Genomic DNA, 22,181 nt, shown 5'->3' with positions numbered 1-22,181 from the left:
CGCTACCTCCCCTACCACTAGCCCGTTATTCCCATGCAACCCACGATCACCATCCGTCCGCTGCGGCCCGCTGTTGCGGGGGATGCGCCAACCGCTCTTGATCTGTTGATCAGCATCGAGCCACCCCAGCCGCCACCGGAGCTGCAAAAGCCCCAGCGGCCGCCGCTGAACCTGGCACTGGTGATCGATCGCTCCGGCTCCATGGCCGGCGAGAAGCTCAGCCATGCCCGCAAGGCAGCGCGCAGCCTCGCCGCTGAACTCACAAGCCGCGACCGACTCGCCATCGTCAGCTTCGATGACGAGGTTCAGATCGTCGTTCCCTCCAGGCCGGTTGACTCCGCCTTGCCCTTCCTGCAGGCGATCAACACGATCGAGGCCGGCAGCACCACCGCCCTCTTCGATGGCTGGCTGGCCGGTGCCTTGCAGGTGGCGGAACACCTCGATGGTGCCTCCCTCAACCGGGTGCTGCTGCTCTCCGACGGCCAGGCAAACGAAGGCCTCACAAACGCGGCCGCCATTGCCGAGAAGGTGGCTGGCCTCAACCAGCGCGGCATCAGCACCAGCGCCTTTGGCCTGGGTGCTGGTTTCGATGAAGACCTGATGGGCGCCATCGCCGCCGCCGGTGACGGCACCTTGGCCCAGATCGAAAGCCCCACCCAGCTTGCCGACCTCTACGCCAGCGAGCTTCAGGGTCTGGCGACCACCAGTGGACGCCGGGTCAGCATCGGCATCCGCCCCCAGCACGGCGCCGAGTTGGTTGACGTGATCAACGACCTCACCGTCACCAGCGCCGGCAATCTGCAGCTGCCCAACCTGCGTCAGGGCCAGACCCTGCAGGTGGGGCTGCGCCTGCAACTGCCCGCCTGGACGCCAAACCAGCCGATCACCGGCATTCACCTGGCCTGGGACAGCCCGGGCATCGAGCGGCGCCAAGAGCAGCGCCAGCAGCTGATCCTGCCAGTACTGAGCGCTGCTGAACTCCGCGAGCTGGATGTGGATCTCGATGTAGCCGAACAGCTGGCCCTGCTGCAGGCCAGCCGCGACCGCCGCAGCGTCATCGATGCCCTCGATCGCGGTGATCAAGGCGCCGCCTTAGCCAGCCTGCAGTCGATCGATATCGAGCTGGCGGCCATGCCCCAGAGCAGCAGCATCAGCCACGAGCGCCAGCGCCTGGCCGAACAACGCCAGTTGCTCGCCAGCGACCGCAACCTCAGCCGTAAACGCTTACGCCAAGACGTGCTACGCAGCAGCTTGAACGTCTGGGACGGCACCAACAACACCCGGGAGGACTGAACCGATGCAAGAACTCACCAACCGTCAACTAAAGCTCGATCGCATTCCCGATCCCGATGTTGATCCGTGCCACTGGGATGCCTTCGCGCTCACGATCAATGGCTACGAGGTGGCGGGCAGATTCGAGGCGTGTGAGGCGCTTTATCAAGAGAAGAACGCCACGACCCTCACCGAACTTCGCTGTGCGCTGTTCTTTGCTTCTCGCAAGGACCGCTACAACTATTGCTCCGAGGGTGAAACTCCCGTGGCGAGGGAATTTCTGCGCCGCATCCGCGAGAAGGTGGCCGCAGGGGAGCTGGAGTAAACCGATGCCAGAAGATCACGAGCGGATCTCGATGGAAGAGCAGCGCCGCATTCACAACCGAGCGCTGAGGGAATCGGGTCCGCCGGCAGCGGGTGAAACCAAGGAGCAGGAGGCCTACCGGCTGCAGTGTGAGGCAAACATCTCCCGTGACCGGGCCACCGCCGAGCGCCTTGGCATCACCCTTGTCTACGAATATCCCTTCGACTGACAGCGGTTATCTCGGGCTGTCCTTGGTATGCCGCATTTGGCCGGCATACCAATTACGACTGCTTGCAGGGATGGCAAGTCGGATGGGGCACCTCGATCGTGCGGCAGACGTCGGCGAAGGTATTGCCCTAATCGGTCAGCCGCTCAGCGGTTGGGAGCATACGGAGGTTCCGCTCGGACCTTGAAGGACTCGATTTATGGCTGAAAGCCTGTCCCAGTCTGGCCGGGCGAGAACTCTCAGACACCCTGGTTCGGTTACCAGGGGGCCGCATAAGCTCGAACCAAGGATGGTTGACAACCACTCTTTTGCGCAAAGGCCGAGCCACAAGGGACATGGCCTGCCAACGCCGCCAAAGGATCAGGAAAGCAAGCTGCGAAATGATTAAGCTTTGGCCGAAGGGCTAAAGCGCCACGTTCCAGTTTAGCAAACACCTACACCTCCCAACTGCTAAGCCAATAAAGCTGACACCATGGCCGGGCAACAATTAGATTTTCTAGCAGGGTCATTGCCAAACCGCTCCAATCCCACCGAGCAAACCGAGCAATGGCGCCAGCAAGCTCTTAACGAGCTAGAAATTGTCGACAGCGGGGCAGAATCGGCCTTCGATGGACTGGTACAGGCCGCTTCAGCGATCTGTGGAACTCCGATTGCCCTGATCAGCCTGATAGACCACGACCGACAGTGGTTCAAAGCCAACGTGGGGCTCGAAGGGGTAAAGGAGACACCCCGATGCATCTCCTTCTGCACCCACGCCATTAAGCAGTCCGAACTCTTCGTCGTTGAAGACGCCCAGATCGATCCCGAATTCTCCGGCAATCCCCTTGTCACCGGCGATCCTCACATCCGTTTCTATGCAGGCGCACCTCTGCGATTGTCCAGCGGTGCCACCGTCGGCACCCTGTGCGTGATTGGCCTTCAGCCGATGCGGCTGGACGAGGATCAGCGCAAGGTCTTATGCAATCTCAGCAAAACGGCCGTCCATCTACTGGAGGGGCGCCGCGCTGAGCGCATGGAAGCGAAGTATCGCCAGGAAGCCGAACAGATCAGTGCAGACATGCCAATTGGTCTCTTCGCCACGGATGCAGCCGGGGGTTGTTATTACACCAATGAACGTTGGCAGGATCTCTATGGGCTCAGCCTGGAGGAGAGCCTGGGTAACGGTTGGACCGAGACTATTCATCCTGAAGATCGCTCAGCGGTCTTTGCCGAATGGATCCAAGCGGCAAAAGAACAGCGTCAATTTCAGAAGACATTCCGGCTGCTTCGGCATGATGGCAGTGTCATCCACGTGCAGTCCCAGGCGAAGGCCCAGCGTGATGACGCCGGCACTACCACCCACTTCCTGGGCTTCGTTCAGGACGTCACCACCGAAGTGGCCCTGAATGCCGAGATTCTCTTCCAGGCAAACCATGACCACCTGACCGGACTGTTCAATCGACGGGCTTTTGAAATCTGCCTGAGCCAGTGCGTTACCCAGCTCAGAGAAGCCGAGGGGCCAGACCATGCTCTCCTCTATATCGATCTTGACCAGTTCAAGATCGTCAATGACACCGTCGGACATGCGGCGGGGGATCGACTCTTGGTGGAGGTTGCAGGGCTGCTGAAACCCTTCCAGAGTCACCAGGCAAGCCTGGCCCGTCTAGGGGGAGACGAGTTTGCCCTGCTCCTGCCCAACTGCAACGTTACGCGGGCTGAAGAGACAGCACAGCTCATTATCGAGACATTCGAGGTGTTCCGCTTTCAGGCGCGGAACCAGCAGTTTCGGGTGGGTGTAAGTATTGGCGTTGTGCCCCTGCAGGAGCAGAACCTGCGTCCGAATGCGGTGATGCAGGCAGCGGACACCAGCTGCTTTATTGCAAAGGAGAGAGGCCGGAACCGATGGCACACATGGGTTGAAGGCAATGTGGACACGATGAGGCGTAACCAGGCAATGCGCTGGGTGACAAGGCTGCAGAGCGCTATGGATGAAGAACGGCTGGTTCTCCATGCGCAAAAAATCGTTCCCCTTGATCCGGCCGCCAATACGTCACTGCGAGCCGAACTGCTCCTTCGTCTACGAGAAGTAGATGGCTCCCTGGTAATGCCCGGTGCATTCCTACCGCCGGCGGAGCGCTTCCAGCTCGTCACCCGTCTGGACCAGTGGGTTCTGGAGAAAACTATCACCATGCTCGGAGAGCTGAATAGTCTCGACCGCATCAGTCACATTGCCCTGAATGTTTCGGGCCAGTCGGTAGTTGACGCGAGCTTTCTGCGGACGGTGGATCAGCTGCTCTCCCAGGCCAGCCCAGAGATCAGCCGTCGCCTCTGCTTCGAGATAACCGAAACGTCAGTAATAACCAGCGTGACGTCGGCTGTCACCTTTATTTCCATGGTGCGTAACCATGGTGCCACGGTTGCCATCGATGACTTCGGCGCCGGTAGCGCTTCATTTAGCACCTTGAAGAGCCTGCAGATGACCCATCTGAAGATTGACGGACAGTTCGTGACCGGGGTGATCGATGATCCCCTCGACAATGTTGTTGTGCGCTCGTTTGTGGATGCTGCGGCAGTGATCGGACTCACCACCGTGGCGGAATTCGTAGAATCGGCTTCGGTACTAGAACGGCTCCGCGAGATTGGCTTGGACTATGCCCAGGGCTACTTCCTGCACAGCCCGGAACCTTTTGAAGCGGTGCTGGCCGAGGCCACCGGCAACGGAGCCCTCTCGTAAACTTGCCCCCCGAAGAGCCATGGCCCTGATCTGAATTGGCCTAGCCGAGGAGAGTCGGGAGATCGACTGGACCGCGCTAATCGTTCAGCTGTCAAAATGTTAATACAATCTCTTTTATTAGGCCAATTATAATGAAAGCCGAAACATCGACAATATTGACAAAAGAGATATGCAGTGATTGCAAGGATGGTATACCAAGATTAATCAGCATTGCCCCGTAGAGGCTCTATACCCCTATGAATTTAGACTGAGGAAGATAATTGGGCGCCAGCAGCCAAAGGGATCACTGCTGCAATAGCCGTGACCGTCAGGGTTGAGTGAACCTAGCAAAATTCACTTGCTATCTATACATTGGTCAGACTCACTCTCGAGGCCGAACGGGCGCCCGCAGGAGCTACAAATCCCCTTCTCAGTTCTGCCACGCCGGGTATCTTCTTCATAGCCGGATGCAATGATGCCAGCCGGTAGCGCAAAAATGGCAATCCCTAGCAGCTGAATTATGCCGCCCAGGAATTTACCAAACGGTGTAACTGGAGCAATGTCGCCGTAGCCAACAGTCGTAAGTGCTGAAATTCCCCACCACATCGCCGCAGGAATACTTGTAAATACCTCTGGCTGGGTATCAGACTCAACGTAGTAAATAGCACTCGAAGCAAGCACGAGTATGACCACAACAGCCGCGAGAGCCACGCCAAGATCGCCGCGCCGAGCACCGATCACGCGCTTCATGCGACCGATGGAATCCGAATAACGGCCCAACTTCAGCACCCGTGCGAATCTCATTAGCCGGAGGACTCGCAGTATCCGCAGATCGAGAGCGGAGGCAGGTAGGGCGAGCGTGACGTAAAAGGGCAAGATGGCTAAGAAATCGACCACGCCAAAGAAGCTGCTCACATAGCGCAACCGGCCCACAAGCGGCTGCCTGTAGCGCGGATCCGCCGTACAGGACCAAATCCTCGCTGCGTATTCGACGCTGAAGACCCCTACCGAAAAGACTTCAAACGCCCAAAAAGCCGTGCTGAAGCGCAGCTGCAGACTATTGACAGTCTCCAGGATCACCGCAAGCACATTTAGAAGGATCAGCGCCAGCAGGAAAGCGTCGACCCAATCCCAATCGTCCACCCCGCTTTGCGGATCCTCGCTGACATCCAGGAGCTCCCAAACTCGCTGGCGGAGCCCTGAGCCAGTCATTTCCCTAATGCGCTTGAGACAAGCTGAACATTAAGGAGAGGTGGATATGGCTGCCAAGGCACGGCAGCAGGGTGCTGATACCTAAGGTCACAAAGGCCTTTTAGGGCCGTTTCCATTCCCCCTTGTCCTGCGGCAGCTTCATTGACTCCACCTGTTTCCCTGCCGTCCCTCGCCACCGCGCAGGTCGCCACGCCAGCAGCCACCTATCCCAGCAAAGCTGAGCTGCTTGCCTGCCTACCAACTGAGCTAACCCAGATCAACCCGGTTAAAGCCTGGGGAAGCCTGGCCATGTCCCTGGGGCTATCTGCTTTGGCCTATGGCCTGGGAACCCTGATCCCCTTGCAGCTCAGCGCTGCACCCCTCTGGCTGCTCTACGCCGTGGTCACTGGAACAGTGGCGGGAGGCTGCTGGGTAATTGCCCATGAGTGCGGTCACCGTGCCTTCCATCCCAACCCCCGCATCGAAGCGGTGGTGGGATTTGTGCTGCACAGCTTGCTGCTTGTGCCGTACTTCAGCTGGCAGCGAAGCCATGCAGTGCACCACGCCAACTGCAACCACCTCGAGGCAGGCGAAACCCACGTGCCGCCCCGCTCCGATTCCAGCTCGGGACGCTTCGTGGCCAAAACAAAACGGCAATTAGGGGATGGCATTTACGGCGTTGCCTCCCTATTTACCCATCTGGTACTGGGTTGGCCCCTCTACATAATGTTTGGTGTGGCCGGCGGCGAAGAGTACGGCAGCCCCACCTCCCATTTCACTACAGCTGCACCCTTTCGCAACGGTAGGCGCCAGCTATTTCCCGACTCCTGCCGTCGCCTGATGGCGATCTCCAACCTCGGCCTGCTGGCAATGGTGGCGGCCCTGGTATGGGCCTCTATCCACTTCTCCCCGGCGAGAGTGCTGCTGGTGTACGGCCTGCCCTATCTGGTAATCAATGCTTGGCTGGTTGGTTACACCTGGCTGCAGCACACCGATACCGATATTCCCCACTTCTCCACCAGCGACTGGAATTGGGCAAAAGGTGCTCTACAGACGGTGGATCGTCCCTATGGCCCCCTGCTCAACCTGCTGCATCACGGCATCGGCTCAACCCATGTGTGCCATCACATCAACCCGAAAATTCCTCACTACAACGCTTGGCGGGCCAGCGCCTTGCTCAAGCAGCGTTTTCCAGAGCTAGTTCGCTATGACCCCACACCCATCCATCGGGCCTTGTGGCGAGTTGCAACACGCTGCACCGTAGTAAGCCAAAGAGGAATCGATGGTGGCTTCTTCTATCAATCCATACGATCTAGCTAGATCAAGCAATTAATCACACAAAAAAGCCCGGAGTTTTTGCTCCGGGCTATTAATTGAAGATAAAATATCCGCGAAGTTAATCAGGGTTAAACAACTTCTAGAGACAATTAAAATTTAGAAGTGGGAACGCTTGGGCTATTTAGAACATAAGTAGTCATGCCGGTGAGCACGACTACCAGCGCCCATGGCGATCAGCCCAGACCCAGTTGTGCTGCGATGCTTTGGCCCGTAAGCAGCTCGGTGCCAAGGCCAATCACGAAACCCATCATGGCTAAGCGGCCATTCCAGGTTTCGGCAAAGGCAACAAATCCGAAGCGGGGGGTGGATTCGGTCATGAGTGTTGAGGATTGTTTCAAGAACTATAACTAACTGTAAAGACGCCGGCCGGCCCAGATGTTGGAAGCAAGAGAAGAGCTGCTGGCCCTGTTGCGTAGTGGCGCTAGGGGGGAAGCCCAACGCCAGGGTCCGCGGGTACGGGAGCTGATCCTCGAGCTCGAGCGCACCTCACCAGTAGATCTCGCCGCCCCAGGTGCCCTCGAACTGCTGGAGGGGGTCTGGGAGTTGCGCTGGAGCAGCAGCAGCCAGCCCTATCTCCAGGCTGTGCCATGGCTGGAAAACCTGCAGATACTGGCTCCATCCCGGGGTCGTGCCCTGAATCTGTTGAGGCCGCCAGGGCAGCTTGCCGGCCTGGGTGGCATAGCTGTAGAGGCCAGCATCCAGCTCGAATCAAGCCCCGGCGATAACAGCCCAACGCCCCAGCAGCGCGTGCAGGTGCGCTTCCAGCGGGGTGGCTGGCGCGGACCCCTACTTGGCAACTCACGCTTGCAGCTGCAACGTGCGGTGCAGCAAGGCTTTCCAGCCTGGCTCGACATCACCGTGCTCAGCCAGGAGCTGCGGCTATGCCGTGGCAACGCCGGCACAATCTTTGCCCTGCTGCGCCGCCCCGATCTTGCCGTTGCAGACTTTTTTGACAATCAATAAAAACGGTGCAAGACACCCCAAGCCTGAGCAGCTCTCTGGTACTGGCTGCAGACAATCCCTCAGCGCTAGCCAGGTTTTACGCCGATTTGCTGGCGGTAGAGCCCCTGCAGGGGTTTGGTGCCAGCCATTGGCGGGTGCCCTGGCCCGCCGGTGGCTTCCTGGAGATCTATGCCCCATCCCAGAGCCGGCCCCAAGCGAAGCAACCAGGCCGACTGGCAACGTGCCTGCAGCGCAGCGTGGCTGGCGGAAACAACCCAGAAGCTGCCATGGCCCTGCTGCAGGCCTGGCTGGCGAGCGCCATTGGGCTGGGCGCCTCGCTACTGGACGGTCCACGCCAGGAGGCCTTCGGAGTGGAGGCCTGGCTGCTGGATCCGGAGGCAAACAGGCTGCTGCTGCTGGTGCAGAACCGGGTTAGTTAGGGCGGGCGTAGGGACCAAAGGCAACGGCGCACTCGGCGCCGCAGCGGGCGCCCAGGCCTATTGCTGCGGCTGCGCTCCAACCAGCCGCCAGTCCCGCCAGCACCCCGGCTGCAAAGCTGTCGCCGCAGCCATAACTGTCGACCGGCGGGGCCACCAGGGCCTGGGCAGCGAAGCGCCCGCCGGGTTCGCTCCAGCCACCAGCAGCCCCTTCGGTGGCGATTCGCAGTCGCGGGGGGCGCGATAGAGCGCCAGCAGGCACCTGCTCACCAGGATCAAGGGCGCTGCCGATCAAGGCATCGCAGCTCACCCCGCTGGCCTCCAAGAGCGGCAAGCCAACCCGTGGCGTAACGCCGAGCAACCGGGCCCGGCGGCTGTGCTGCAGGGCTGCCGCGTCGGCCGCGGTCACAAAGACGCCATCGCAGCCAGCCAGATCAGCCCAGGGGAGTGGATCCCTAGCCAAAGGGGCCAGTCGCTCGCCGATCACGGTGATGCTGCGGTCACCGGCCCGATCCACAAAGCTCACGCCCCGCCGGGTTGGGGCATCCCGCCAGGCCACCTCCAGATCAAGGCCGAGCTCAGTGAGCCGCTCCGCTGAGCGCTCGCCGGTAGCGTCTCGGCCCAGGGAGGTGAAAAACCGCACCCGCTTGCCACTGAGACGGGCCAGCTGCACCGCCACCACCGCGCCCCCACCGGCGGGTTCCTCCAGAAAAGCGGTGGCCCGGTCGATCGAGCCAGCAACTGGCAGCTGCTCCACGGCCACAAAGCTCACCCACTCCACATGACCGACCACCGCCAGGTTGAGCGCAGCGAGGGCGGAATCCGGGGCCATGGCAACAGGGCAACCTCACCAGCATGGGCCGGCGTAGCCTTGCGCTCTTTTCTGTATCTGCCATGCGTGCCGTGCCGCTGCACCTCGAAGCTGGCAGTGATGTGCGCCGCAGCCTGGAGCAGCTGGCCCTTGACCACAACGCCGGCGGATTTGTGCTGAGTGTGGTGGGCAACCTCTCCCAAGCCGCTTTTGCCTGTCCTGGCAAAAGCGCACCCACGGTTTTGGCTGGCGAGCTGGAGATCATCACCCTGCAGGGCACGATCAGCCCGGATGGGGTGCACCTGCACCTGAGCTTCTCCGATGCCAGCTGCCAGGTTTGGGGTGGCCACCTCGAGCACGGCACCCTGGTGCTGCGCGGCGCCGACCTGCTGGTGGGCCTGCTCAGCTCAGCGCCTATTGCATCGGCCAGCAGCGAACCGCGAGTGGAAATCGCCGGCCGGCCGGAATGCCCCTTTTCGCGCCGGGCCCTGCGCATGCTGCGCACCCTGGGCATTGCCTTCGTGGAAATCGAACCCGACGAGACGGGTCCGGTGCCCCAGCTCTACATCGATGGCGTCGCCATTGGTGGCTACAACGAACTGGCTGAACTGCACAGCCGCGGCGAATTAGACGCGCTGCGCAGCCTGTGAGCCCCGAGTTAGGGGTTGCCACGCTGCAGCTAGCCACCAGTAAGGGGTGTGGCCTGGCCATCGGCGCCTATCCCCACTTCAGCTACGACGCCAGCGGCGGCGGCGGAACCGGCGAGCTCGGCCGAGGCCCAGCTGACGGCCCGCGAACCGTGAGCTTCGAGCCCTCAACCCTGTTGATTCCGCCGCTCAACTGGCGCACCACCCGGGTGCTGGGACTGCCCCTGCCCCCGGGACTGGAGATCGTCATCGCCCCTGAGCAGCTGGCGGGCAGCATTGATTCAGCAACTGGTGCTGTGCAACTGCACTTCCGGGCCCGCTTTCGCTTCCGCATTGCTGGGCTCTACCGCGCCCCCGACCTGCTAATCGACACCCTGCTGAGCACGGGTTCGGCGCAGGGGCAACGCCACCGGGCCATGGGCCAGCCCATGGACGCCGATGGCACGGCACTGCTGGTGGGGGTGGCGAGTGTGCCGCCTTGCGGCGACCCCTGGCTGGATCGCCTGCTGGGCCTTCCCGATGAAGCCCTAGCCATGCTGCGCTGCAGCTTCAAGGGCGAGCCGTGAGCGAATCTCTACCCCAACGTCTGGATCGCTGGATCGCCCGAGCCGGTTTCAATCTGCTGATTCCGCCGCTGATCTTGCTGATTCCCTGGCTCCAGGAGCTGGTGGACCAGCTGGTTTTCGGTGGCAACTGGAACCTGCCGATGACGCCCGGAGGCTCCTTCCTCGGGGTGCTGACAGCTCCCTTCAGCCATAGCGGTTTTGGCCATCTCCTGGCCAATTCGCTCACCTTTCTGCCCCTCTCCTGGCTGGTATTGCTGCGGGGCCGCCGCGACTATCTGGCTGTTTGGTTGGGGGTTTATGCCACGGCTATTCCCGTATGGCTGCTCTGGCCCAACGGCAGTCACGGACTCTCCGGGGTCGTGTACGGGCTGCTGGGCTACCTGCTGCTGATCGGCTGGCTGGAGAAGCGGCCCCTCTCCTTGCTCCTATCGGTGCTGGCCCTGGTCACCTATGCGGGGGTGCTGCCGAGCCTGCTGCCGATTTTTTCACCACCAGGGGTGAGCTGGATCGGCCATCTCAGCGGTTTTGGCGGCGGCTTACTGGCGGCCCTGGCCGTGGCTCGCGAGTCGCCATAGGTGACCAGGGCTAGCGGTTGAGCTGACGCATCTGCCAGGTAACCCAGGTGCCCACCGGGCTCCAGAGCAGATAAGGCAGCAGCAAAGCAGCCGCCAGCGAGCTCACGCTAGCCACAGCGAGGGTGAGGGCCATGCCCCACACCCAGCCAGCAAAGCCAATGGCCGTGCCCCTACCCAGGCTGCGGCTACGGCAGATCACAAGCGTGTAGCTCTGCACCAATACAAGCTGCACCAGGAAAGCCGCCATCCACAGGCCGCTCCAGCTGGCCTGCCAGGTGAGCCAGGCCGAGATGTAGAAGCAGGCGTAGATCAGCAGCCAAATCACGGGAATCAAACCCTCAAATACCAGCCAGCGGGGGCGGCGCAGCCGGATAAACCAGGCAAAATCCTGCCGGCTTGGATTGAGACTCCACGCCACAGCCACAATCACCAACAGAATCACCAGGGCGGCGAGCACTGCAAAAAGAATCAGCGGCACCCCAGCCTGCAGGTTCAACGCCCCAGATGCAGCAAACCAGGCCACGCCAAAAATGACCCCAACCAGCAATCCAGATCAAGCCAGCCAGGAAATCAGCCAAGAAGTAATTCTGGCCGCCTCCAGTCCCTGGGTGGCTGTAGTGCTCAACCTGGTACCTGGTTTAGGTACGGGATACATCTATCAACGCCGCTGGCGGGCTTACTGGATCAGCTCAGGCCTGGCAACGGCCTGGTTTGTGGCGGGAGGCGTATTGGGCCAAAACGTGGATGAGGTGTTGATGCCTGATTTAGTGCAGCAAAATCAACTGATTGGGCTAGGCGGCCTGCTGCTACTGGCCGTTGTTACTGCCACAGAGGCTGGCATCGCCGCCCGCCGCGCTCAGCCCAGCTCCAGGCAGGCCAACCCGTAGACATCGCCCAGGGGAACCGCCGGCAGGCTGCCCCGATACATCCTCAGCGTCTCGGCGACCACCGCAAAGCCCAACTGCAGCAGCAGGGGCCCTGCCTGCGTATTGGCGGCAGGGGCATCGATCAGCACCACGCCGGCATGGCGGGCCATCAGGGCGTTGAGAAGCTGGGCCGCCAGGGCGGGAGTGTCGGCCAGCAGGGGGCCGATCCGCCAGCCCTCGCCTCGATGCAGCAAGCAAGGCCGGATCCGGCCGAAACCGTGGCATGAACCATCTGGGCCAATCAGGGCTAGCACCGTGCCGGCTGGATGGTGCAGCCAGTCGGCGAGGAAGTGGGGCCGAGGGCTGAGCTCCCGCTGGGCGTCATAGGCCTGCACGGCCCTCTCGGGTATGGCACTTCCCTCGAGCAGGCTCAGGCCCTCAGGGGTAGGGGCTGGCGGGATGTTGCCATCACTGATCCGCTGCCAGCGATGGGTTGGCGACGCCGGCGCAAACCCCCAGCTGGCGTAGTCATCGATGCGATCAGGGGCGGCCTCAATGCCGATGCAAGTAAGGCCCTCCAGATGCTGCAGGGCACGCTGCCAAAGCTGGCGGCCAAATCCCTCACCCCGGTGCTCTGGTTGCACCAGAAACATGCCGATGAAGCCGTATTCGGCGTTGTAGCGGACCCCTGCGATACAGCCAATCGGACGACCGTTTAGGCAGCCCACCCAGAGTCCCTGGCGGTCGGTATGGCGGTAGATCGCTACGTCTCCCTGGCCCGGCGCGAAGTGTTCAGCGCGGGCCCAGGCGATGACGTCGGCGAGATCGCCCTTCTCCAGGGCCCGAATCCGCAAAAGGGATGGGGCCATCCCGCTCAGTTAGAGCCGTAGGCGATGTGGCAGCTGGCATTGAGCACCTGGGCCTGGTCAGCCGTGGTCGGTGCCATGCCATTGATCAGCCCCAGCTTGCAATCGCTGGTTGCTGTCATCAGGGGCATACCGGCAACGCCGTAGGCAAATTGCACTCCACTAGGTGGCAGGGCTTGGATTGAGCCGTAGTCGAGCTGCAGGCTGGTTTGGGGCACCACGATCACGGTTGACTGCTGATAAGCAGCTGCATCGACAGCACTGGTGATCGCAGCAGCCGTGGCCAAGCTGCCCACTCCCCAGGCCACCGAACTGGCTCCCCACCAGGGCCAGGCCGCTGGATAGGGCCGGTACCAGCCGGTGCTCCAGGTGCGCGACGACCAGTAACCGCCTTGGCGGCCCCAGGCCGGATTCCAGGCAGAGGCCCCTGGGGCGCGGGTGAGACCTGCGCCAGGGGCACCCCAACCCACACCAGGGCGAGCCCCGGCGCCGGGGGCACCCCAGCCCGCCCCTGGACGCACCCCCGCACCTGAGCCCGGTCCGCCAAAGCCGCCGCCACCCATGGGTCGGGCCAGAGCGGCCAAGCTGCCAGCAGCTGCCACGACGAGCCCTAAGCCAATCGCCGAGATCAGTTCCGCTCGCTTGCCCATGGTGTTGTTACTGCGTTCACTAGAAGTGGTCTAACCGCGAACGAGGTTCACGGCACGGCGGCTAGTTGTATTCACCGGGCAAGTCCTGCTTAATGACCGTTACGCGGCCTACTTTTTTGCCCGAGAGCCGCAGCAGCTCGTCGCCAGAAAATTCAAAGCCCAGGCCTGCCCCGATCTGGGCCACATCATCAGCAGTAGCAGCGGCTTGCACGGCTTGCCGGAGCGACTGGTCATCCTGAACCTTGCCCAGGAAGGCCTTCAGCTGATCGAGGGACATGGGATCTCGTCGACAGTGCGATCCAGAATGGCGACCACATCTTCGTCGACCTGGGCAAGGCGCTCCAGCACTAGCTGCAGATCAAGGGCGGTGAGCTCGCCATCGGGCTGCCATTTGAGGCAGGTGCGTCCCAGGCAGCTGGTTGTCAAAACTTGGGTGGTGTGGACCATGGCCCACCTCGTTCTGTGTTCAATTCATCATCATCTGGATCACGACCTTTGTATGCCCCCATCTGGGGGTGATTTCCGCAGAAGCAAGCCAAACCCTGGTCAAAATGGCGCGAAAGCCATCTCTTCGCCATGACCCTTGAAACTGGGCCCAGTAGCTCTGAGATCAGTAGCTCTGAGTCAGGCCTCTCACAGCGAGACCGTCAACTTGACCTGCTCAGGGTGGTTTGCTGCGTGGCCTGGGCCGATGGGGATGTTTCCGCAGACGAAAAGGGGCTGCTCGAGAAACTCGTTGCCAAGTACTTCACTTCCGGAGATGGCTCCGGGGCAAACCAGGAAGCGGCACGTCAGCTAGCTGCTTGGACAGTGGATTCGTCCGTGCTGGCGGAAGTGATTCCCAGGCTCACTAGCGGGGAAGACCGGGCTCTTGCGCTGAAGCTCAGCTACATGATGGCCAAGGTGGGCCAACGTCCTCAGGACAGCTCGCCGATCAACCCTGCAGAAAAAGCTCTTTACCGGCAGCTTGTGGAAGCTCTTGGCCTGAGTGAATCTGAAGTGACTGAAACCGAATGGGCCGCTGAACAGGAGCTGTCCAGCGGCAAGGGGGTTTGGGCTGCCCTAGGGGCAGCCTTTGCAGGTCTCGGTGCCTGGCCCAGCCAGGAAATGCTGGAAACCCCGGGCATGCAGTGGCTTTGAAGCCAGCTGATCAGGCCCGATCTGGACTCAGCCCAGACCAATCTGGCCCAGGATGCCTTGGCCAGTAAGCAGCTCGGTGCCCAAGCCGATCACGAAACCGAGCATGGCCAGGCGGCCATTCCAGGTTTCTGCAAAGGCAACGAAGCCGAAGCGGGAAGCGGAGTCAGCCATGAAAAGAATCCTTAAGGAAAGGTGAACTTATTGTAACGCCTCATGAAGCTGGCGTTTGTGTCTCTTGATGCAAAAGCGCAGTATCCAAGCTGGCTAGTAGCGCCGCGCCATAGCGATCGAGCTTGGCCTGGCCCACACCGCCGATCCCGGCCAGCTGCTCCAGGGAGCGGGGCCGGCGGGCCACCACCTCCACCAGGGTGCGGTCGTGAAACACCACGTAGGGCGGCACTCCCTGCTGCCGCGCTTGCTCGCGGCGCCAATCCTTCAGCGCCTGCAACACGGGCGCCTCATCAGGCTTCAGCTCTGCCGCAGCAGGAGCCGGGCTCACCCCAGGCTGGCGGCGGCGCTCTCGCTTCGCTGGTGGCAGCCGCAGCAGCAGCTGGGTCTCACCCCGCAGCAAAGGCTTGAGCCGCCCGTCCTCGCCGAATCCCAGAGCCCCGTAGCGCTCGGAGTCGGCCTGCAGCAACCCCTGGGCCACCAGCTGGCGAAACAGGCTGCGCCACTGGCCGCGATCAAGCTCCTTGCCAATGCCATACACACCCAGCTGCTGGTGGCCGAGCTCGCGAATTCGGGCCGTATCTGCCCCCAGCAGCACATCCACCAAATGGGCGGCACCAAAGCGGCTGCCCGTGCGGTACACAGCTGATAGGGCCTTGCGCACCGACTCGGTGGCATCGACGGCCGTATCTGGCTCAAGGCAGAGATCGCAATTGCCACAGGGTTCGGGCAGGGCCTCGCCGAAGTGGCTGAGCAACACCTGACGGCGGCAGCCGCTCGCCTCGGTGAAACCAATCAGGGCATCGAGCTTGCCGTGCTCAACCCGTTTTTGATGCTGCTCCGCGTCGGAGTCGTCGATGAAGCGGCGCAGCTGGGGCACATCGCCGCCGCCATGCACCATCCAGGCCAGGGCCGGCAGGCCATCCCGACCGGCGCGGCCGGTTTCCTGGTAGTAGGCCTCCAGGCTTTTGGGCAGGTCCACGTGGGCCACAAAGCGCACATCCGGCTTGTCGATGCCCATGCCAAAAGCGATCGTGGCAACCACCACCACACCGCTTTCGCGCCGGAAGCGCTCCAGCGCGGCGCTGCGCACCGCCCCATCCAATCCGGCGTGATAGGCAACGGCGTCATATCCCGCCGCCTGCAGATCGCGGCAGAAGCCATCCACCCGGTTGCGGGAGCGGGCATACACGATTCCTGAAGCGCCGCGGTGATCGGCGAGCAGCTCAAGCAATTGGCGGCGGACGTCGTCCTTATCGCGCAGCAAATAGCGGATGTTGGGGCGATCAAAGCTGGCCAGAAACACCCGCCCCTGCTCCAGCTGCAGCCGGGCGCGGATCTCGTCTCGGGTGCGGGGATCGGCCGTTGCGGTGAGTGCCAGCCGAGGCACGGCGGGAAATCGCTGGGCCAGCACCGAAAGCTGCAGGTATTCCGGGCGGAAGTCATGCCCCCACTGGGAAACGCAGTGGGCCTCATCAATGGCAAACAGGGCCAGGGGTAGGGCAGCCAGCCGCTCGAGGGTGTCCCCCGCCAGCAAGCGCTCGGGAGATAGGTAGACCAAGTCCAGTTGGCCCGCCCGCAGCAAGCGCCAGGTGTTGGCGGTTTCCTCAGCGCTACAGCCCGAGTGCAGCGCCGCAGCCCGCACCCCCGCCTGAAGCAGCCCCTCAACCTGGTCTTGCATCAGGGCGATCAGGGGCGAAATCACCACCGCCGTTCCGGCTCGGCAAAGGGCCGGGATCTGGTAGCAAAGCGATTTGCCCCCACCGGTGGGCATCAGCACCAGGGCCGAGCCACCAGCCACCACATGCTCAACAATCTCCTGCTGGGGCCCGCGAAAAGCGCCATAGCCAAAAACCTCGCGCAGCACCTGCCCGGGAGAGGCCGGGCTCGTCGCAACGGGCTCTGGCATGGGAATTTCCCTGATCAGACCTTGGCGAACTTCATCGCCGCCGGAGAACCCCAGTCACCAGTCACCTGATAGCCGCGGGGATTGGCGCAAAGGTGGCGCAGGATCCAGAACAGGCTCTCTGGGCTGTCCGTACCCAAGGCCAGCTGCAACTCCTGCAAACTGCGCTCCTGGCCATCGCTGAGCAGGGCTTCGAGCCGCTCCTGCAGGGCCAGGATCAGGGCTGCTGCCTTTTTGCCGGCCTCCACCCCCGGCTGGTCGTAGGCGTTGACGTTTACCAGTTCGGCGTAGAGACCGACGGCGCGCTCAAACAGGGCGATCAAGGCACCGAGGGCTGTGGCATCAAAGCGGCGCAGGGTGATCGAGAGGCTCTGGCGGCCCCCTTCCATCAGGGCCGAACGGGTGCCCTGCAGGAAGCCATCGAGGAAGTCGCCAGGGATCTCATCACCGATGGGGGGGATATCGCTGGGCTCTTCCAAGGCCTCGATGAAGGTCACAAAGAAATTGTCGATGCCATCGCGCAGTTGCTGCACGTAGGCGTGCTGGTCGGTCGAGCCCTTGTTGCCGTAAACGGCAATGCCCTGGTGCACCACCTCACCGCCGCGGTCGTGCTTCTTACCGAGGCTCTCCATCACCAACTGTTGGAGATAACGGCTGAACACCTCCAGCCGATCGCGATAGGGGAGCACAACCATGTCGCGCTTGCCCTGGCCATGGCCGGCCACAAACCACGCTGCAGCCATCAGGGCAGCCGGGTTACGGAGTAGATCTGACACCCGGGTCAGGGCGTCCATTCGGGCGGCGCCGGCGAGAAAGCCGCGCAGATCGGCACCCACCAGGGCAGCCGGCAGCAGGCCAACGGCACTGGTGATGCTGGTACGACCGCCCACCCAATCGAACATGTCAAAGCGGCGCAACCACTGACCGGCCACAGCCACCTGGTCGAGCTTGCTGTCGAGCATGGTGACTGCCACAGCCTGACCGGCCCACTGCCCGCCCCGGGCCTCGAGCCGGGCCTGGGCTTGCTCCATGCCGATGTGGGGCTCAGGGGTGCCGCCCGACTTGCTCACCACCACCACCAAAGTGGTGGCAAGGCGGCCGTCCAGGGCCGCCAAGGTGCGGCTCATGCCGGAGGGGTCAACGTTGTCGAAGAAGTGGAAGGGGAGACCCTGACCCTCTTCCTGCAGGGCGCGCACCATCAGCAGCGGGCCGAGGCCAGAACCGCCAATACCGATCCAAAGCACGTCGGTGAAAGGCTGGCCATTGGGAGCACAGAGGCTGCCGTCGAGCACCTCGCGGCCAAAGGTTTCAATCCGCTCCACCTCGGCGTTGATGTGCGCGGTGGTGGCGGCGTCTGGTGCCAGCTCTGGGGTGCGCAGCCAGTAGTGGCCAACCTGGCGCTGTTCATCCGGATTGGCGATCACACCACCCTCCAGGGCGGCCATCGCCGCAAAGGCCAGGTCGAATCGGGGAGCCAAGGCATCGAGATCGGCCTGGCCGATCGCCATGCGACTCACATCGAGCCAGATACCAAGATCGCTTTCATACCAAAGCAAGTCGCAGAAGCGTTGCCATTGGATCTGGGCGTTGGAGCCATCAAAATTGGCAAGCATGGGCTTGCGGCTCAAGCCGCTCTCGTCGCCAGAACTTAGATCTGACCCCGCCCCAGCACCAATACAAGGGCCGGACGGAAGACCGTTCCGTAGTCAGGGGAATAACCCAGGAAAATTCCTTAAGATCAAACAATCATCAATGATTGTTTGTGCTTAACCCCACCAGCTATCGGCGCTGGCTTGCCCTAGGCAAGCGGCTGGTAGGGGTTCGGCGTCTCACCGGCCTCACAGCAGTCCTGCTTGCTGTTGCAAGCTTCCCCCTGTCTAAAGGTCCAAAAACGCCCCTGCTGCTAATTGATCCCGGGCTCAGCGGCAGCATCAGCTCCGCTGCCGGCTCGGGGCAACCTGCTGATCCGCTGCAATTTTCACCAGATGAACTGAAGGAGCTGCAGCGCCGCTTTGGTGTCCACGGCCCCCAGCCCCGTCTGGCCCAGTTATTCACCAGTGGTCTCGACCAATTTGAGCCGCTACGCAGCCACACCTTGGGGCGCCTAGTCGAGCTTCGTCCCCTAATCCTGGCTGAATCCCGGCGCCAGAGGATCAATCCCCTGTTGGTGACGGCAGTGTTGTTTGACGAAATGCGGCACGCCAAACCGGGCGAAGATCTGCCCCTAGCGGCCCATTCAGGCTTATTCAGGACCCATGGCCCGGCCCAGCTAAGCCTGGGCGAAATGGTTCACCAGGGCCTTCTGCCGGCCAATGCCTCCGAAGCCGAAATCACCGAGGCCCGCAACCAGCTGCTCGATCCGGAACGCAACGTGATGCTGCTGGTGGGCAAATTCGCCCGCCTCAGCCGCGCCCTCGAGCTGCCCCAGCGCCCCCTGCAGGCCAGCGGCAACCCTCGGGATGCCAAGGCCCTAGCCACCCTGGCCTACCTGCACAACGGCAAGCTCGACTACCCCCGCCGCATCCTGCGCACCATGCAGGATCCCGAACTCCATGCTCTGCTTTATGCCACCCGCAAACAGGCTCCAGCACCGCTGATTTAATCAGGTTCACTGATTTAATCAATTCTTGCAAAGCAGGCCGAGGTTTTGCAGCCGGGTTTGCATCTCAGACCAACGGAAGCTGCGGGGATCAGCTCGCTCCCCGCCCAGGTCCACGGCCCGATGGGTGGTGATGTTTGACGGGGGGATGGGGAACCTCTGCATCCAGCCAGCTAGCAGGGCCGCCAGGGCGTCGTATTGGGCTGAGGTGTAACCGCTATGGGCTGGTCCGTCGTCCTCGCCATCGAGGGGCGTTTCCAAGCTGATGTGCAGGGCGAAGTTGTTGATCGAACCTCCCACCTTGGCGTTCGTTACATCCCAGCGGCCCTTGAAGGCCGAATTACCAGCCCCGAAGGCCCGTTTGGAAGGATCGAGCACCTGCACCACCGAGCCATCGCCACCAATCAAGGTGTGGTAACTCACCTGATCTTCATCGCGGGGATGGGGCGTCACGAAGGTGTTGATGGCTGAACCAATGCCATAAACCGTTTCGTGCAGGACCACCAGCTGGGGTGTGGGATCCACCGGATTGCCGTAGGCATCACGATTGAAACGCTCGCCAAAGTTGGTGGGGTGAATCTGCACCCGAGCCGGGGAGGTTTGGACCCTTTCTGCCAATTGCTGCAGCCTTAAACGCTGGGCTGGATCGCCGGGAGCGCAACTCGCCCGCAGGGGGGATTGCCAGGGCCGATGGGCCGGAGGCCCCGGTGCCGCCCGACGGCCCGGCTCAGGCGCTGCAGGAGCCTGGCGCACCTCTTGGAGCAGCTCGAGCAGGCTGGGGCGCTTCTGGCCGCCACTCGGTTGGGCTGAGAGGTCGCGAGCCAGCCAGCCAAGCCCGCCCAGGGCGAGCATGGCGCCGGCGCCTAGGGCAAGCCAGAGAGGCCGGGGGTTGGAATTCATGCCGCCTCAAGGCCCAGCCAGCGGCGGCGGCGCTCAGCACAGCCGGGATCAGTAGTGGCGGGATCGAGCTGAAGCTGCCAGCTCTCCACTGCTGGTGCCGTTGGCAGCAGCACGGTGCTGCGCACCAAACCGTCCCGGCAGAACAGCAGCTGGTGCGGAATCAGGGGAGCCTCCGGCTGCAGCTGCACCATCAAATCGTCAATGCTGCGCAGGCGCAGGCCATCGAGGGCAATCCATTCATCGCCCACTACCAGCCCCGCCCGTTGGGCCGGTCCATCGCGGCCCAACCGCTGCAGCACCAAGCCACCGCTGCCTGGCTCCAAGCGGCAGCCCAGCTCCTGGCTGGAGGCCAGCCGGGGTTCAAGCCGCAGGCCCACATCGGCCAGATAGCCAAATAGGGGCGGATCCTCACAGGAGCTGAGCCAGCGGGGCAAAAGCTCAGCTAGATCAGGCGCCTGGCTGGCAAAGGCAGCAATCAGGTCTGCCTCCTGGTAACCCCGCCCCACGGCGCCATGGCTGGCCCAAAGCTGCCGCAGCACCACGGGCAGGCCGCTGCCGGCACGGCGTAGGTGCAGGTCCAGCACCAGGGCCAGCACCGCACCCTTGAGGTAGTAGCTGACCTGGCTGTTGGGGGAGTAGGCATCGGGGCGGTAGAGCTTTACCCAGGCCTCCTCACTGCTGGCGCGCAGGCTCTGCAAGCGCCGCCCAGCACTGAGCAGATAGCGGCTCAGATCCGCGCCCAGATCCTCGAGCAGCTCCGCCTCGCTGCTGCAGCCGGCGCAGTGGGGCAACAGCTGATCCACATAGCTGGTGATTCCCTCGGCAAACCAGAGGGTGGGCACCACCACCGCCTGGTCGTAGCGATAGGGGCTTAATTCGGCGGGCCGCAGCCGGCGCACGTTCCACTGGTGCAGGTATTCATGGGCGGCTAGCTGCAGCAACTTGCGGCGCCCATCAGGCTTGGCCAGGACCCGGCGGCCAAACTGCAACACCGTGCTGCAGTCGTGCTCCAGGCCGCCATAACCGCTTTCAGTGAGGTGCAGCACAAACAGGTAGTGGTCGGCCGCGGGTCGCTCCACGCCCATCAACCGGCAGCAGGCCAGGCAAACCTTTTCGAGATCGCTGAGCAGCTGGGGATCACTGTCGAGCAGATCAGCGCCTTGCAGATCGCGGCCCCAACTCACCCAGCGGTGGGGCACACCGGCGACGCTGAAGTGATGGGGGCGATGGGGACCGACCTCCACCGGCGAATCGATTAGTTGGTCGAAATCGGCGGCAAGCCAGCCCTGCGGCGAGCCCTGCAGCTCTGGCAGGGGCACGAAGGCCTCCCAGCTGGGCGGAAGACTGAGCTGCAGCCGGTGGGGCGACCAACGCTCCCCCTCCAGCTCCAGAACCACGGCTGCCAAAGCAAGAAAGCCGTGGTCGCCGTCGAGATGACAGGTGCGCACCGTGAGCTCGGCGGCCAGCACCGCGTAGCTGATTTCAACTTGATCGAGGCTGGGCAGCTCTAGCTGCCAACTGCTCGGGCTGGTGCGGCGCGCCTCCAGCTGGTGTACAGCTTGAGTGATTTCCAGACCCTCAAGCTGACGCACATAGTCGCGGATCAGGTAGGAGCCGGGAGTCCAGGCCGGCAGGGCCAGGCGCAGGCTCAGCTGGCGGGGAGTGTGGAGCAAGCGGACCCGCACCAGGTGCTGGTGGCAGGCGGTGAGGTCGAGATGCAGCTCAGGCACGGCGTCAGGACGCCACGCTCACCTGGGCCCCAGGAAAGGCGCTGGCGGCCTGGCGCAGGGCCAGCTCGGCGGCGTAGCGGCGGGTGATGGCGCCCAGCAGGCGCTGCAGGCTCTGGGAGCGGCTGAGGCGCTGCAGGTCGCCGACCAGGGCAAGGGAGCCGTCGCGGTGGCGCTGCCAGCCCAACCTTTCACCACCCGGCAAAACAACTTGCAAAAGAACTGGCTGGCGCTCGGCGGCAAAGCCCTTAAGCACCCCGCCATAGATGGGGGTGTGGCCCAGGGCCACCAAGCTGGCTGCGAGCCCCTCGGCATCGCGCAGCACTGTGGGCAGGATGGTGAGGTGGGACACGGCGCA

27 protein-coding genes are annotated in these 22,181 nt (G+C 62.6%); 13 read left to right on the top strand and 14 right to left on the bottom strand.

The window, feature by feature from the left end; genetic code table 11:
* The first annotated feature begins 33 nt into the window (after positions 1-33).
* The 4 genes from U9970_RS04885 to U9970_RS04870 all read left to right on the top strand — a co-directional run bounded on the left by U9970_RS04885 (position 34) and on the right by U9970_RS04870 (position 4,515).
* Positions 34-1,293, top strand: a complete 1,260-nt coding sequence (locus U9970_RS04885; protein ID WP_322765556.1) for a vWA domain-containing protein — start codon at positions 34-36, stop codon at positions 1,291-1,293.
* Positions 1,294-1,297: 4 nt separating this feature from the next.
* Complete coding sequence (locus U9970_RS04880; protein WP_322765555.1) at positions 1,298-1,597, top strand: hypothetical protein; 300 nt, start codon at positions 1,298-1,300, stop codon at positions 1,595-1,597.
* A 4-nt stretch (positions 1,598-1,601) separates the two neighbouring features.
* Positions 1,602-1,805: a hypothetical protein gene (locus U9970_RS04875; protein ID WP_322765554.1), complete on the top strand. Its 204-nt coding sequence runs from the start codon at positions 1,602-1,604 to the stop codon at positions 1,803-1,805.
* Positions 1,806-2,274: 469 nt separating this feature from the next.
* Entirely contained in the window at positions 2,275-4,515 is a 2,241-nt protein-coding gene (locus U9970_RS04870) for a sensor domain-containing phosphodiesterase (protein WP_322765553.1), read from the top strand.
* Between the two features lie 333 nt (positions 4,516-4,848).
* Here U9970_RS04870 and U9970_RS04865 read toward each other — a convergent pair whose 3' ends face one another.
* The gene (locus tag U9970_RS04865; RefSeq protein ID WP_322765552.1) at positions 4,849-5,637 is read right to left on the bottom strand and encodes an ion transporter; all 789 of its coding nucleotides are present in this window, start codon (positions 5,635-5,637) and stop codon (positions 4,849-4,851) included.
* 210 nt (positions 5,638-5,847) lie between these two features.
* On the opposite strand from U9970_RS04865, the gene U9970_RS04860 reads away from it, so the two are divergent.
* The gene (locus tag U9970_RS04860) at positions 5,848-7,005 is read left to right on the top strand and encodes a fatty acid desaturase (RefSeq protein ID WP_322765551.1); all 1,158 of its coding nucleotides are present in this window, start codon (positions 5,848-5,850) and stop codon (positions 7,003-7,005) included.
* Positions 7,006-7,196: 191 nt separating this feature from the next.
* On the opposite strand, the gene U9970_RS04855 is transcribed toward U9970_RS04860, so the two are convergent.
* Complete coding sequence (locus tag U9970_RS04855) at positions 7,197-7,340, bottom strand: high light inducible protein (RefSeq protein WP_106501671.1); 144 nt, start codon at positions 7,338-7,340, stop codon at positions 7,197-7,199.
* A 58-nt stretch (positions 7,341-7,398) separates the two neighbouring features.
* Between U9970_RS04855 and U9970_RS04850 the strand changes: the two genes are divergently transcribed.
* A complete protein-coding gene (locus U9970_RS04850; protein ID WP_322765550.1) occupies positions 7,399-7,986 on the top strand; it encodes a PAP/fibrillin family protein in 588 nt (195 codons plus the stop codon).
* 5 nt (positions 7,987-7,991) lie between these two features.
* A complete protein-coding gene (locus tag U9970_RS04845; RefSeq protein WP_322765549.1) occupies positions 7,992-8,405 on the top strand; it encodes a VOC family protein in 414 nt (137 codons plus the stop codon).
* Here the strand turns inward: U9970_RS04845 and U9970_RS04840 are convergent.
* Positions 8,398-9,234: a PfkB family carbohydrate kinase gene (locus tag U9970_RS04840; RefSeq protein WP_322765548.1), complete on the bottom strand. Its 837-nt coding sequence runs from the start codon at positions 9,232-9,234 to the stop codon at positions 8,398-8,400. The genes U9970_RS04845 and U9970_RS04840 overlap by 8 nt on opposite strands.
* A 62-nt stretch (positions 9,235-9,296) precedes the next feature.
* Here U9970_RS04840 and U9970_RS04835 point away from each other — a divergent pair, with 62 nt between their 5' ends.
* Genes U9970_RS04835 through U9970_RS04825 form a run of 3 tightly spaced genes read left to right on the top strand, consistent with a single transcriptional unit; the run spans position 9,297 to position 11,001 of the window.
* Entirely contained in the window at positions 9,297-9,863 is a 567-nt protein-coding gene (locus U9970_RS04835) for a PCC domain-containing protein (protein ID WP_322765547.1), read from the top strand.
* Positions 9,860-10,426: a hypothetical protein gene (locus U9970_RS04830; protein WP_322765546.1), complete on the top strand. Its 567-nt coding sequence runs from the start codon at positions 9,860-9,862 to the stop codon at positions 10,424-10,426. Before U9970_RS04835 ends, U9970_RS04830 begins: the two co-directional genes overlap by 4 nt.
* Complete coding sequence (locus U9970_RS04825) at positions 10,423-11,001, top strand: rhomboid family intramembrane serine protease (RefSeq protein ID WP_322765545.1); 579 nt, start codon at positions 10,423-10,425, stop codon at positions 10,999-11,001. The genes U9970_RS04830 and U9970_RS04825 overlap by 4 nt, the downstream gene beginning before the upstream one ends.
* 10 nt (positions 11,002-11,011) lie before the next feature.
* Here U9970_RS04825 and U9970_RS04820 read toward each other — a convergent pair whose 3' ends face one another.
* Positions 11,012-11,497, bottom strand: coding sequence for a TspO/MBR family protein (locus U9970_RS04820; RefSeq protein ID WP_322765544.1), 486 nt, complete (start codon positions 11,495-11,497; stop codon positions 11,012-11,014).
* A 34-nt stretch (positions 11,498-11,531) separates the two neighbouring features.
* Here U9970_RS04820 and U9970_RS04815 point away from each other — a divergent pair, with 34 nt between their 5' ends.
* A complete protein-coding gene (locus tag U9970_RS04815; protein WP_322765543.1) occupies positions 11,532-11,888 on the top strand; it encodes a hypothetical protein in 357 nt (118 codons plus the stop codon).
* Here the strand turns inward: U9970_RS04815 and U9970_RS04810 are convergent.
* From U9970_RS04810 to U9970_RS04795, 4 genes are all read right to left on the bottom strand, one after another.
* Positions 11,858-12,736, bottom strand: coding sequence for a GNAT family N-acetyltransferase (locus U9970_RS04810; RefSeq protein ID WP_322765542.1), 879 nt, complete (start codon positions 12,734-12,736; stop codon positions 11,858-11,860). The genes U9970_RS04815 and U9970_RS04810 overlap by 31 nt on opposite strands.
* A gap of 5 nt (positions 12,737-12,741) precedes the next feature.
* Positions 12,742-13,383 (bottom strand): hypothetical protein, encoded by a 642-nt coding sequence (locus U9970_RS04805; RefSeq protein ID WP_322765541.1) that lies wholly within the window; start codon positions 13,381-13,383, stop codon positions 12,742-12,744.
* Positions 13,384-13,444: 61 nt separating this feature from the next.
* The gene (locus U9970_RS04800; protein WP_322765540.1) at positions 13,445-13,660 is read right to left on the bottom strand and encodes a Nif11-like leader peptide family natural product precursor; all 216 of its coding nucleotides are present in this window, start codon (positions 13,658-13,660) and stop codon (positions 13,445-13,447) included.
* Entirely contained in the window at positions 13,642-13,830 is a 189-nt protein-coding gene (locus tag U9970_RS04795; RefSeq protein WP_322765539.1) for a hypothetical protein, read from the bottom strand. Before U9970_RS04795 ends, U9970_RS04800 begins: the two co-directional genes overlap by 19 nt.
* Before the next feature lie 129 nt (positions 13,831-13,959).
* Between U9970_RS04795 and U9970_RS04790 the strand changes: the two genes are divergently transcribed.
* Positions 13,960-14,523: a tellurite resistance TerB family protein gene (locus tag U9970_RS04790; RefSeq protein WP_322765538.1), complete on the top strand. Its 564-nt coding sequence runs from the start codon at positions 13,960-13,962 to the stop codon at positions 14,521-14,523.
* Positions 14,524-14,550: 27 nt separating this feature from the next.
* Here U9970_RS04790 and U9970_RS04785 read toward each other — a convergent pair whose 3' ends face one another.
* The 3 genes from U9970_RS04785 to U9970_RS04775 are packed head-to-tail and all read right to left on the bottom strand — an operon-like array spanning position 14,551 to position 18,210.
* On the bottom strand, positions 14,551-14,694 hold the full coding sequence (locus U9970_RS04785) for a chlorophyll a/b-binding protein (protein WP_322765537.1): 144 nt from the start codon (positions 14,692-14,694) through the stop codon (positions 14,551-14,553).
* A gap of 40 nt (positions 14,695-14,734) precedes the next feature.
* On the bottom strand, positions 14,735-16,600 hold the full coding sequence (gene recQ, locus U9970_RS04780) for a DNA helicase RecQ (protein ID WP_322765536.1): 1,866 nt from the start codon (positions 16,598-16,600) through the stop codon (positions 14,735-14,737).
* A 14-nt stretch (positions 16,601-16,614) separates the two neighbouring features.
* On the bottom strand, positions 16,615-18,210 hold the full coding sequence (locus tag U9970_RS04775) for a glucose-6-phosphate isomerase (RefSeq protein ID WP_322765535.1): 1,596 nt from the start codon (positions 18,208-18,210) through the stop codon (positions 16,615-16,617).
* 293 nt (positions 18,211-18,503) lie between these two features.
* Between U9970_RS04775 and U9970_RS04770 the strand changes: the two genes are divergently transcribed.
* Entirely contained in the window at positions 18,504-19,199 is a 696-nt protein-coding gene (locus U9970_RS04770) for a helicase DnaB (RefSeq protein WP_322766026.1), read from the top strand.
* 18 nt (positions 19,200-19,217) lie between these two features.
* Here the strand turns inward: U9970_RS04770 and U9970_RS04765 are convergent, their stop codons facing one another.
* Genes U9970_RS04765 through U9970_RS04755 form a run of 3 tightly spaced genes read right to left on the bottom strand, consistent with a single transcriptional unit; the run spans position 19,218 to position 22,175 of the window.
* Positions 19,218-20,096 (bottom strand): N-acetylmuramoyl-L-alanine amidase, encoded by an 879-nt coding sequence (locus U9970_RS04765; RefSeq protein WP_322765534.1) that lies wholly within the window; start codon positions 20,094-20,096, stop codon positions 19,218-19,220.
* Positions 20,093-21,826: a M61 family metallopeptidase gene (locus U9970_RS04760; RefSeq protein WP_322765533.1), complete on the bottom strand. Its 1,734-nt coding sequence runs from the start codon at positions 21,824-21,826 to the stop codon at positions 20,093-20,095. Before U9970_RS04760 ends, U9970_RS04765 begins: the two co-directional genes overlap by 4 nt.
* Positions 21,827-21,830: 4 nt before the next feature.
* The gene (locus U9970_RS04755) at positions 21,831-22,175 is read right to left on the bottom strand and encodes a DUF1257 domain-containing protein (protein ID WP_322765532.1); all 345 of its coding nucleotides are present in this window, start codon (positions 22,173-22,175) and stop codon (positions 21,831-21,833) included.
* Between the last annotated feature and the right edge of the window lie 6 nt (positions 22,176-22,181).

The sequence above is a fragment of the Cyanobium usitatum str. Tous genome (genome assembly GCF_963920485.1).
Lineage (GTDB): Bacteria > Cyanobacteriota > Cyanobacteriia > PCC-6307 > Cyanobiaceae > Cyanobium_A > Cyanobium_A usitatum_A.
This window is presented reverse-complemented; position numbering and strand designations above follow the sequence as displayed.